The sequence below is a fragment of the Bacillus sp. FJAT-29937 genome, from assembly GCF_001509555.1.
Classification (GTDB): Bacteria; Bacillota; Bacilli; order Bacillales; family Cytobacillaceae; genus Cytobacillus.
The window spans coordinates 296,253-308,753 of the sequence record NZ_LMAS01000002.1 but is presented as its reverse complement, the minus strand read 5'-3'; the positions used below and the strand labels follow the sequence as shown (position 1 = coordinate 308,753).

At 39.5% G+C, this 12,501-nt stretch carries 10 protein-coding genes; 3 read left to right on the top strand and 7 right to left on the bottom strand.

Features of this window, described 5'->3' with window-relative positions:
- Positions 1-97: 97 nt before the first annotated feature.
- The 3 genes from AR328_RS05210 (at position 98) to liaG (ending at position 2,181) form a co-directional block, all read left to right on the top strand.
- Positions 98-844, top strand: coding sequence for a (S)-benzoin forming benzil reductase (locus AR328_RS05210; protein ID WP_066291185.1), 747 nt, complete (start codon positions 98-100; stop codon positions 842-844).
- A gap of 173 nt (positions 845-1,017) precedes the next feature.
- Entirely contained in the window at positions 1,018-1,146 is a 129-nt protein-coding gene (locus AR328_RS23265; RefSeq protein WP_269433502.1) for a hypothetical protein, read from the top strand.
- A gap of 177 nt (positions 1,147-1,323) precedes the next feature.
- Entirely contained in the window at positions 1,324-2,181 is an 858-nt protein-coding gene (gene liaG / locus AR328_RS05205; protein ID WP_066291183.1) for a LiaG family protein, read from the top strand.
- A gap of 132 nt (positions 2,182-2,313) precedes the next feature.
- On the opposite strand, the gene AR328_RS05200 is transcribed toward liaG, so the two are convergent.
- The 7 genes from AR328_RS05200 to AR328_RS05170 all read right to left on the bottom strand — a co-directional run bounded on the left by AR328_RS05200 (position 2,314) and on the right by AR328_RS05170 (position 12,500).
- Entirely contained in the window at positions 2,314-3,000 is a 687-nt protein-coding gene (locus AR328_RS05200) for an ABC transporter ATP-binding protein (protein ID WP_066291181.1), read from the bottom strand.
- Positions 2,997-4,643, bottom strand: coding sequence for an ABC transporter permease (locus tag AR328_RS05195; protein ID WP_066291176.1), 1,647 nt, complete (start codon positions 4,641-4,643; stop codon positions 2,997-2,999). Before AR328_RS05195 ends, AR328_RS05200 begins: the two co-directional genes overlap by 4 nt.
- Before the next feature lie 2 nt (positions 4,644-4,645).
- Complete coding sequence (locus tag AR328_RS05190; RefSeq protein WP_066291174.1) at positions 4,646-5,728, bottom strand: Fe(3+) ABC transporter substrate-binding protein; 1,083 nt, start codon at positions 5,726-5,728, stop codon at positions 4,646-4,648.
- A gap of 187 nt (positions 5,729-5,915) precedes the next feature.
- Positions 5,916-9,044 (bottom strand): MMPL family transporter, encoded by a 3,129-nt coding sequence (locus AR328_RS05185; protein WP_066291172.1) that lies wholly within the window; start codon positions 9,042-9,044, stop codon positions 5,916-5,918.
- 3 nt (positions 9,045-9,047) lie between these two features.
- Positions 9,048-9,509, bottom strand: a complete 462-nt coding sequence (locus AR328_RS05180; protein ID WP_066291171.1) for a MarR family winged helix-turn-helix transcriptional regulator — start codon at positions 9,507-9,509, stop codon at positions 9,048-9,050.
- Positions 9,510-9,741: 232 nt separating this feature from the next.
- Positions 9,742-11,286: a BCCT family transporter gene (locus tag AR328_RS05175; protein ID WP_066291166.1), complete on the bottom strand. Its 1,545-nt coding sequence runs from the start codon at positions 11,284-11,286 to the stop codon at positions 9,742-9,744.
- 134 nt (positions 11,287-11,420) lie between these two features.
- Positions 11,421-12,500, bottom strand: a complete 1,080-nt coding sequence (locus tag AR328_RS05170) for a tartrate dehydrogenase (protein WP_066291162.1) — start codon at positions 12,498-12,500, stop codon at positions 11,421-11,423.
- Position 12,501 lies beyond the last annotated feature (1 nt).

Genomic DNA, 12,501 nt, shown 5'->3' with positions numbered 1-12,501 from the left:
TAATGAAAAAACATGAGCGGAAAAAGGGGGAATAAGTGGTATTCAGGGCTCTTATTCTGCTTTAATAGGTAGTAGAAACCTATATTGGAGTGATTAGATGAAGTTCGCCATTATTACTGGAGCATCAAAAGGTCTTGGAGCCGCGATTGCGGAACGAATGATTAATGAAAAAGTTGGTGTGATCGCTGTTTCCAGAACTGAAAATGCAGAGTTACGAGAGAAAGCCTCCGTAAACAACGTTTTCTATCAACATTTCTCATGCAATCTTGCAGTACCCGCGGAAATAGAGAAAAGCTTTCAAGAAATCCTTTCTTTTCTAGATTCGAAAAAAGCAGAAGGCATTTATGTAATAAATAATGCTGGTGTGATTGACCCGATTGCAACAACCGGCACACTTGATCATCAAGCATTGATTGCAAATGTCCAGATTAACTTAATTGCACCCGTGATGATCACGAATATTCTCTTAAAATATGCATCTGCACCTCTTAAAATTGCAAATGTATCATCTGGCGCTGCCGAAAGGGCTATTCAAGGATGGAGTGCCTACTGCAGTACGAAAGCAGGGCTGAATATGTTCACAGAAACAGTCGCTGCCGAACAAAAAACAGCAGGGGCATCACATGAAATCATCGCCTTCAGCCCAGGAATTATGGACACAGATATGCAGGGCACCATCCGTTCCTCTTCTAAAGAGGCATTTAATGATCTTGAAAAATTCAAGGAGTATAAAGAACAGGGCATGCTTCGCCCTGCTCATGTAGTGGCGGATGCATTAGTAAACTTGCTTTTGGAGGCTCAAATAGAAAGCGGGAAAATTTATCGTGTAAACGAGTTAATTTAGATGTATAAAAGAATTTCTAATGGGAACAATATTTACTACAAAGTGTATTTCCCCCTTATTTTAGTGCTTCCGGCTGGAGGCATTTTTTTTGCTATTTTATAATATTTGATACATAAATTGGAGCCTTATGGAAAAAATAGACTGAACATATCAATTCATAAAGGAGCTCTATTATGACGAAAAAGTACAACAAAGGAAGCAAAAATCAAAACTCACCTGCCGCTAATCAGGCAAATATTGTGAGTGGAGATAACAGCAAAGGAAATAAGCGCAATAAGGACCAGAGAAGTAAGACAGAATAACGAAAAGCTCTCCTTCCATAAAGGGGAGCTTTTCTTTTACATACAAATACTTCCCTGTTTTCCTAACAATCAGCCTCAAGACTTATATATAATTAAATCTAAGGCTCAATGATTTCTTGCTTATTATTTTATAAAATGAGGATAAGAAAAGGAATTAATCAGAAAGCAGGGATTTTTTTGAAAAGAATATTAATCATTTTCATCATTTTGATTGGACTATATTTATTGGTGACATCGAATGTAGCAAGCCTCTTTTCTTTTGGAAAGAGTGAAGCAGAGGCTAAGGTGACGAAAAATATTGATCTATTAGAAATTGATGCTTCTTCAATTAAAACGGTGATCATTCCAGAGAAGAGAAGCGATATTAAGGCGGAGCTTGATGGTAAAGGAGAAGTGTCCATTAAGAAAAGCGGGGACAGTATTCAGGTTAACTATAAAAAAAGCTGGTTTAACAGTTTTAGCTTTTTTAATAATAATTCAGTTTTATATATCTATATCCCTGAAAGCTATGACCGCAGCATGGATATTGATGTCGGCTCTGGGTATTTAGTGTTTGAAGGCAAATCGAAAAATCAGCCAATGAATCTTAAAGAGCTTGATATAGACCTCGGTTCAGGAAAAATAGATCTTAAACATTTGAACGTGGATGAATTCCGCAATGATGTTTCCTCTGGCATGATTACAATCAATTCTTTAACAACGAAGGATGGAACTGTAGAAGTGAATTCTGGAATTGTTAAAATCCGACAGTATGAAGGATTGCTAAATGCCGATGTTTCATCAGGACAATTAGATATCCAAATGGATAAAGTTACGGACGATATTGATGTCGAGGTTAGCTCAGGACATTTAAAGCTTGATCTTCCGGAGAATGCTGACTTTACACTAAATGGCAAGGTAAGCAGCGGAATCATTAAATCAGACATTTCCCTTACCGATAAAATCCAAGATAAAAACAAAATCAGCGGGAAATCAGGTAATGGAAAATATCAATTGAATGTCTCTGTATCAAGTGGGCTTGTGAATATTTATTAATAGAAACCTTTAAAAACTGGGTAGCCATATCCAGTTTTTTCATTTTAAAAACAAAGAGCGTGCCCCCAACCTAGAATGTAAAAACAAAAAACGAACCCGCCCTCGAGCAAGTCCGCTAAATAGTTTCGAATATTATAAGGTTTGAAATTTCTCACCTGCTGCTCCTTGTTCGACTACAAGAGGGCACATGGTGATGCTGTAGTTGCAAATCGCCTCAACATCTTGGCGGTCATGGGTCACGATCATACAGGTCATATTTGCTTTTCTTAAGATTAAGAGTAAGTCTTCACGGATGGATTCCTTCAAATCAGCATCTAAATTACTAAATGGTTCATCCATTAATAATAATTTTGGTTTTGGGGCAAGTGCCCTCGCCAAAGCCACCCTCTGCTGCTGGCCACCGCTTAGCTCATGAGGATAGCGATCTCCGAAATCCTCTAAATGGACAAGCTCAAGCATTTCCTGAACACGCGGCTTTCGATCCTTTCTAGCCATTCGCGATAAGCCGAATAGGATGTTTTCTTTCACAGACATATGAGGAAATAAGGCATAATCTTGAAAAACCATTCCTACCCCTCTGTCCTCTGGCTGAACAAATATACGATCATCGACAACTGTTTTGCCTCCAACGGTAATCGTCCCTTTTGTAGGCATCTCTAAACCCGATATTAAGCGCAGTAATGTACTTTTCCCGCTTCCGCTCTGACCTAATATACCAACAATTTCTCCCGTATCCATCGTAAAAGAAAAATCATCAATAATCGGTGTTCCTGTTCGCGTATAGCCAAATTCAAGATTCTTTATGTCCACTACTTTCATCGCTGCACCTTCTTATCAATCATTTGAAATACTACAACCGACAATACACTTATGCCAATAATCATCAAAGATGAAATCGATGCCTCATAGATTTGTTCATCTTTTGCATACTGAAAAGTCTTCGTTGCCAGCGTATCAAAATTAAACGGCCTTAACAATAAGGCTAGCGGAAGTTCTTTGCAAATTTCAACAAATGTTAAAATAAATCCGCTCACTAATGCTCCCTTTATTAACGGTAAATCTACTTTAAAAAATGTCTTCGTCATGCTAAGTCCAAGCATTCTAGACGCTTCAGAATACTTTGTGCCGATTTTCTCAAATCCTACTTCAACCGCATTAAATCCTGTCGCCATAAAACGAATCGCATAGCCGACAATCAGCATAACTAACGAGAGACTCAAGATCAATGGTGCCTTTCCTAATCCTATTAAGGAGTAAACAGGAGCAAGCCATTTATCAAGTGTAATAAACATGGCCAGGACGCCAATCGCGATAATTGCACCCGGAATGGAGTATCCTGTTGTTGTTAATTTTGCTAGAATATAGGAACCCGCCGTGTGTTTTCGGCTTACATTAGCAACGATCACTGAAAGAATGAGAATAATAAAGGTTGATATGGCCGCCACATAAACCGTTTGAAATAATAATGTATAAAAGGTATCGCTCCAAACCTTACTGAATGTCAGCTTTGCCCATGCTAATAACTGTATCAATGGAATGAGAAATCCCAGCAAAAACACGATACCGCAATAGGCAAAAGCAGCAGCCGCCTTTATTCCCTTCAGCTTCATGGGAACAAGCGGTCTTGATTTATTATTTAAATTATATCGGCGTCTTTGCCTCAACAGTCTTTCTAAGAAAAACAATCCAACAATAACGACCATTAGCCATGCCGCGAGCCTCATAGCTGAATCAATATCATACATCCCAAACCATGTCTGAAAAATCGCAGTTGATATCGTGTGGATGCCAAAATAGCTTGTCACCCCATAATCACTTAACACTTCATAAATGACCAATACAGCGCCCGCCACAATTGCCGGTCTTGACAGCGGCAATACGACCTGGATAAAAATCGCAAGCGGCTTCCTTCCAAGCAGCCTAGCATTCTCGAAAAACGAAGAGCTTTGGCTTTCCAGAAAGGCCCTCGTCATTATATACACATAAGGAAAAAGAAATAATGTAAAAATAAAGATGGCCCCGCGTAAGGATGAAATCGACAGCAGCTCCGGGTCAATTTGATAATTAAATTGGTTACGGAATGTTGATTGGATCACTCCTGTATAGCTGAACATCGTCCGATACGTATAAGCAGCGATATAGGGTGGAATAGCGAGCGGCAATAATAATCCCCAGCGAAAGAAGCGCTTAAGCGGAAAATCATATGCTGAGGTAAGCCATGCAAGCGTAACCCCCAATAACGCAGTAAAAATCCCTGTTAATACGACAAGGATTACCGTGTTTGCTACATATGTTTTTAATAAATACTGGCGAATTTGAAACCAATTATCATTTGGCTCCTGAAATAGCGAGAAAAAGATAAACAGGATGGGCAGCAGTATAACCGCCGCCCCCATTAGGCTGATGACCCACCAGCTATTAAAATCTTTTTTAAAGAATTGTTTGATTTGGTTTATACCCATTTTTACTTCCAACCTGTTTTATTAAAAATCTCAATCGCTTTATGGTTATGTTGCCCTAAAGTATCGAAATTAAGCTCTTGCATTTTAAAATCGCCCCAAGTTTGTAATAGTTCTGGTTTCTTTGCTTCAGGATTAACTGGGAATTCATAGTTATTGGCAGATAAATATTCCTGTGCTTCAACACCTGTCATGTACTCTATTAACTTTGTTGCATTTTCAGGGTTTTTGCTATGCTTTGTTAAACCAATTCCGCTAATATTCACATGTGTTCCATTTGTTTCTTGGTTCGGGAAGAAGACACCAATGCTTTCGCCGACTTTTGCCTCTTCTGGGTCTGAAGAATTCACAAGCAATCCAACATAGTATGTGTTCATAATCGCAACATCACCAGTTCCAGCTGCAATCGCTTTTGCTTGGTCACGGTCACCGCCATCCGGCTGTCGAGCAAAGTTATTCACAATCCCTTGCGCCCATTGTTCAGCTTTTTCTTCACCATTTAATTCAATGAAAGAAGCTAATAAAGATTGGTTGTATAGACTTGTTGATGAACGAGCCAATACTTTCCCTTTCCATTTATCTTCCGTTAAAGCTTCATATGTGGAAAGGTCTTCAGGTTTTACACGATCCTTAGAGTACACAATCACACGTGCCCTAGTTGACATTCCTACCCAATTATTATCTTTATCCCTAAAGTGGGCTGGGACATTCTCATTAATAATATCAGATTGAACAGGCTGAAGGACATCATTATTTTTTGCATTAGCGAGAACTCCGCCATCAACAGTAATAAATAGGTCTGCTTGTGTGCTTTCGCCTTCACGCTTTAAACGCTCAATAAGCTCTTCTGCTTCCCCTTTAACGACATTTACTTTAATGCCTGTTTCTTCTGTAAATTTCTTATACACTTCTTCATCGGCCTCATAATGTCTTGCTGTATAAACATTCACTTCTTGATTTTCGGCTTTTTTTGGTTCGTCAGCCGGTTTCTGACCTTCAGAGCTGTTTTCAGCTGCTCCACAGCCTGCTAACCCAACTGTTAATAAAGCACTTGCTAGGAAAGGCTTTAATAATTTTGAAAGTTTCATGTATGAGTCCACCTTTTAATTTATTAATCTGTGATAATGATAATTATTATCACTCGTCTGTTTTTATTCTACTTTTCATTCCATGATGAGTCAACCATTATTTTAAAAATTTCAATGAGTGTTTCTAAACACTTTGAAGAAATTGTGAAAAAAAAGAAGCAGCCCGCAACTGACTGCTTCACATTACTTAATTTGTACTTCTTTTAAATGGCCACCAATTTGCTTCACCAAAGTTTTTGACCATAACTGGGATAAACAATGGCAGCATGATAACCGCGAATAAGAATAATCCGCATATGACAATCGCTGCAATCTGGACTAATGACAGCATTCCAGAAGGCATCATCGCGGCAAAAGTTCCACCTAAAATGATGGCGGCAGAAATAATAACCGTCCCCATTTTCTTCATTGAGAGCAGCATGGCCTCAGTAACAGATAGATTCTTATATTCATTGAAACGATCCATTAAGAAAATACTGTAATCTACTCCAAGGGCGATCAGTATCACAAAACCGAAGAAAGGAACTGCCCAGCTGATGCCGGTATAGCCTAGAATATTGACAAATACCGCTTCATTAATAGCCATTGTTGTAAAATACGTTAAAATTAATGAACCAATAATATAGGCAGGCATGATGATTGACCGGAATAAAAAGACAAGAATAATCGAAATTCCTGTAAGCATTAGAATGACGGTGCGCGAATAATCTTGATCAGACAATTGGCCTAGATCAGCATTCGTGCTCGTTACCCCGCCGACTGCCACCACTGCATTTTCAAGCTTTGTATCTTTCGTTGCCCTTTTAACTGCTGACTTAATTTCATCTACCTGATCTATTGCGTCATTAGAATAAGGATTCGCCTCAAAGATAACATCCATTGTCATGACTTTCCGGTCTTCAGACATATAAACATCTAAAACCCGGGCAAAATCTTCATTTTCCAGTACATCATCAGGCAGGTAAAAACCATCACGTGTGCCAATGCCAGATAAACCCGATAAATAGTTCTGTGCAGAGCCAAGTCCTTCAGATACTTGATTTAATCCTTCTGTACTTTGACTTAAGCCCTCTGTTAGCTGACCAATCTGCCCGCCTAAATCGCCAAATCCAGCAAGCAGCTGCTTCTGGCCTTCATTTAGGCTTCCTAATCCATTTGCTAGCTTTGGAATATTGCTGACAATCTGTCCTTGCCCATCCGCCAATTGATTTAGACCTGAAGCTTGAGCTTCAATTCCTGCGATTAATTGCTGAAGGCCATCAGCAAGACCGCTTTGCCCAGCGATTGCTTTTTCAAAGCCGGCATTGGCTCCAGCCATTCCGCCATTTATTTTTGCTAAGCCGGTATTTAACTCCTGTACATTCGCAGAAAGGCCAGTTAATTGCTGCTGCAGCCCATTAATCGTTTGCTTCATCACCTGATACTGCTGGTCTGCTCCAAGATCTGAATACTTGTTTTCTATATAGCCAAACATCGCACCGTTTGCTTGGGAAATTCCATCAGATAAACCGGCTAATCCGGTGCCAACCTTTTGATAATTCTCCGTTAGGACGTTTAAGTTTCCTTGTAATTCTTGATAGTCTCCAAGCAACTGTTGATAACCTGTTAATAACTCCTCAGCACCCGCTTTTGATTTTTCTAAGCCCGCTTTGATTTGATCAGAGCCGGCGGAGCCTTGTCTGATACCATTTTCAATTTTGGCAAGGTTTGTTTGTACCGCTTGAAGCCCTGTTTGTAATTCATTTGTCCCAGAAATTAACCCTTCAATGCCATTTGTCGCTTCTTTTAGTTTCGGCTCAGATTTTGATAATTCAGTCCCTGCTTCATTTAGGCCTGAACTAATTTTATCAATCCCTTCTTTTCCTTCGCCAAGCCCCTCTTCAAGAGTTTCTGCTTGTTTGGCGACAAAGAAGTCTTCCAAAGGCTCGCCAGTCGGACGCGTAACGGAACGGACGGTGTCCACTAGATCAACCTTCTCTAGCTCCTTGCTGATTTGTTCTGCTAGACTGATATATTCAGGGGAATCCATTTTTTCATCATTTTTCAGCACGATTTTGGTAGGCATCGATTCTCCAGGGCCAAAGCTATCTGCAATGGCATTGAATGCCTTGATTGAGTTCACATCTCCGCTAATTTCCTCTAACGAGTTGTAGGATAATTCCCCGTCATACGTTATGAGGAAGGGCACACAGATTGCCGCGACAATCATTAAGGCTAGAAGCGGGCGTGCCAATGAAAATTTCCCAACCGCTCCCCAAAGCTTGCTTTCCCCATGGTCAGCTGTTTTCTTGGAAGGCCAGAAAACTTTCCGTCCCAGCACAGCCATGAAAAACGGAACAATCGTAAATAAAGCAATTAGAAGTATAGCAACACCAATTGCAACAGCTGCTGCGGACTGATAAAGAATAAATTGCGAAAATCCGATCGCAGCAAAACCAATCATGACGGCAACACCGCTAAAAAATACAGTGCGTCCCGCATTGCGGTACGTTTCTATAATGGCCTCTGCAATACTTTCCTTTTGCGAAAGCTCCTCTTTAAATCGGCTTAAAAGTAAAATACAGTAGTCTGTGCCAATCCCAAATAGAACGGCCACTAAGAAAATTTGTGTGTAACTCGATAACGGAAAATCAAATTTGTCCACCAAAAATCCGACAATGGATTGTGAGGCAAGATAAGTAAATCCAACTGTTAGCAGTGGAATGATTGGCGCAACAATCGATCTAAATACTAGTAGAAGCACAATCAAGATAAAGGCGACCGTAATCCCTTCAGTCTTCTTTAATCCTTCTTGGGAGCTTGTAATTAAATCCTCACTGATAAGCCACTCACTCGTGTAATAATGTTCCACTTTAATATTTTCTAATGTACCGTAAAGGGCATCCCGGAGCTCTTTTGGTTCACGGTCATTCCAGTTGATTGTAACGGATGCCAGAATCGATTTCCCATCCTTTGAAAAGAGCTGATTCTTTAAACTTTCCTCATTAAAGTGGGTAAGTATGTCAGTGATGCCAAGCTCCTTCTCATTATCTTTTAAAAGATTAATAGCTTTTTCAGCTTCCTTTATATCTTCTTTAGAAAGCTTTTTATCATTATGGAAAACGAGAGCCACACTCGTTTCATCACCGCCGCCCTCCTGCTTTCGGACATCATCCATCATTTTTCCAGCGAGAGAGGATGAGTACTCATCAGGGACTTTAATTTGCCCTTTTTCTCGGACTAAATCGGCCATATTGGGAGCTGACATTAGCAGGCCGACAACGATTGCAATCCAGGCGATCATCACAAGCCATTTATTTTTTATTATTCCATTCACGTTTTATTCCCCCACTTGTGAATTCTTACTGTCTATCAAAATTTGGTTCAGCTTTTCATATGTTTTCATAAACTGAGTAATTTCCGCTTGATCAAACTGGGTAATGAAGGACTCAACAAGGTTATAAACACGTTCCTCTGTTTGTGTGAACAGCTCGTTTCCTTTATCTGTTAGCGTCAAGTAAACGACACGCCGATCATTTTCATCGCGGGTGCGTTGAATCAGCCCCTTTTCCCAAAGACGGGAAATGATCGCTGTGATTGCACTTTTTTGCACATAAAATTTCTCGGCTAATTCAGAGGACGTGCATGATCCAACCTTGCGGATATACCTTAATGTATAATGCTGGTCATTCGTTAAATCACTGCCAATTTGCTCCTTCACTAAGCACTCCGCCTTGCGTTGGACGGAAAAAGACAGCTCTATATACTTATCAATCAGGTCTTTGATCACGTTATCCGACATGGATTTGCTTCACCTCCATACTATTTTAATTCTACTGTTTAATTATTCAACTGTTTAACTATTAATGTAATTAACTTTAATGTCCTGTTTTGTGAATGTCAAGCAGAAGATGTGCGGGAATCAATCTGATAATTAATAGGTCAAAAAACAAGCGCTTATCCTTGTTATAGGATAAGCGCATATTGAACAAAGAGCATCAAAATTCGATGCTCTTTCTTCACTTCCACTATTATTAACTAGCTCGATTAGGTTCCTTTATATCTGTTTTTTCATTTGTGTGTATATGCTCATCCTCCTTTAACCATTTAACGAAGGATGCAATCATTAAGATCATAATGAACACAAGAGGCAGTGCGGTAATAATGGTAAGTGTTTGTAAGGCATTTAATGCATCTCCATACATTAATACAATGGCAATGCTAGTTAATAAAATACCCCAGAATACACGATACCACCTTACAGGCTCTTCACCTTCTTTTAAATTTTTTGAAGCAACATCTGCAAGTGTATAGGCACCTGAGTTAACAGTAGTTGCTAGGAAAATCGCTGCAACAAGTACATATATTACAGTGACGATGCCACCTAATGGAAGTGCCTGCAAAGTCGCGAGAATTGCTGCCGTGGCACCTGCATTATTTAATGTTTCAATGACCGGAACCGTATTCGTAATCTCAAAAAACATACTTGTATTCCCGAAAATAGCAAACGAAACCCAGCAGCCTAACGTTCCGCCAATTAGTTGCCCAAAAATAAGCTCCCTAATGGTTCTCCCTTTCGAGATACGAGCAGCAAACATTCCCGTGAATGGAGCATAGGAGAACCACCAGCCCCAATAAAAGATTGTCCATGCTTCACTAAAACCGGATTTCCCTACAGAATCCGTATAAAAACTCATTCTGAAGAAATTTTGAAATAAAACACCTACACTATCAGTAAATGTAGAAAAGATAAAAGCTGTCGGACCAAAGACTAGAACAAAAATAGCAAGTGCAAAATATAGGTATAGATTCCAATCGCTCAATAGTTTTAAGCCTTTTTTCAGACCAAAATACAGACAAATACAGAAGAAGATTGTTAAGCCTAGTACGATACTTAAATTTAAGCCCGTAGTTTTTTCGACTCCAAACCATGTATAGATCCCTTCTGCAATTAACGGAGTTCCTAAAGCTAGTGATGTTCCGATCCCACCCATTAATCCAAACATGAAGCATACATCGATTACTTTTCCAAGCAAACCATCTGCGCGGTCACCGATAATCCCTCGACAAGCAGTACTTAATCTAACTGTATTATATTTCTTAACATAGAGGGCATAAGCGATTGGAATAGAAGGAACACAATAGATAGCCCAAGCCGAAAATCCCCAGTGAAACATTCCATAAGTGGAAGCAAAGGCAGCAGCATCGACACTTTTAGACTCTAATCCGAATGGCGGACTATCATAATAATAGGCCCATTCAATAATCCCCCAATACATGATTCCTGATCCAATCCCAGCTGTAAAAATGAGGGCAAGCCAGCTAAATGTTGAAAACTCTGGTTTCTCACTGCCAAACTTAATTTTTCCATATTTACTAAAGCTAAGCCAAAGTAGAAATCCAAATATTCCAATACAAGCCCATAAATAAAACGGCCCAAACTTACCAGTAATAAAGTTTAATACGCCAGATAAAAAAGCAGTGCCCTTTTCAGGGTTAAGCATAATGGGAACCGTAATAATAGCAATTAGAACTAAAGCCATTCCTAAAATTTGAAAATCAATTTTTCCCTTTTTCATAAAATCCCCCTTATCCATCTACAGGATTAAAGATTGGCAATTTTCAGTAAATTAATTTAATAATAGCGCTGTCCTATAATGCCTAGGCACCTTGTAGGACAGCCTCATTCTTTCAAGACATATGTTCTTCCCTGCTATTTAGAGCCAATTAAAGCTGTAATTTGTTCAGCAACAAAAGTTCCAACTTCCTCCGTAGTAGCCGTTCCACCCATATCAGGCGTAAGGCTTTTTCCCTCAATTAGGATCCGTTCAATAGCTTCTATTATTAGGCTACCATAATTTTCGTGACCAAGAAAATCCATTATTTGACTGGCAGACCAAATCGTTGCCAACGGATTAGCCAAACCCTTACCTGCAATATCAGGGGCAGATCCGTGAATAGGTTCAAACATAGACGGATAGTTTCTCTCTGGATTTACGTTAGCACCTGCAGCTAATCCAATTCCACCGGCTAGTGCAGCTCCTAAATCTGTCAAAATATCTCCAAATAAATTAGAAGTAACCACCACTTCAAACCGCTTAGGGTCTTTAACCATTAGCATAGCAGCAGCATCAACAAGATAGGATGCAGTCTTCACTTCAGGATAGTCCTTGCTTACTTCTTCAAAAACTTGATCCCAGAACACCATCGAATAATTTAAAGCATTGGCTTTGCTAATACTCGTTAAGGTTTTGCCCTCTTTTTTGGCCACTTCAAAGGCATAACGGATAATTCGTTCTGTTCCTTTTCTAGAAAATACAGCGTTTTGGAGCACAACTTCATTTTCTTGGCCTTCAAACAGCCAATCTCCAGCTCCAGCATATTCCCCCTCTGTATTTTCACGAATGAAAAGCATGTCAATATCTTCTCGCTCCACATCTGTTAAAATATGTGGAGCTCCTTTTAACAGCTTAATCGGTCGAATATTTACATATTGATCAAAGCCCTTGCGAATTCTTAGCAATAAATCCCAAAGTGAAATATGATCTGGAACACCGGGGTAACCGACAGCCCCTAGGAAAATCGCATCGAATTCTTTTAAGATTTCCAATCCATTTTCGTCCATCATGACACCATGCTTTGCATAGTACTCGCATCCCCATGGAAAATAAGAGAAATCGAATTGAAAGGATGAATCTTGTTCAGCGATCGTATTAAGAATTTTGACTCCTTCTTGTATGACTTCAGGGCCGATTCCATCGCCTGGAATAACAGCAATTTTATAATGTTTCATT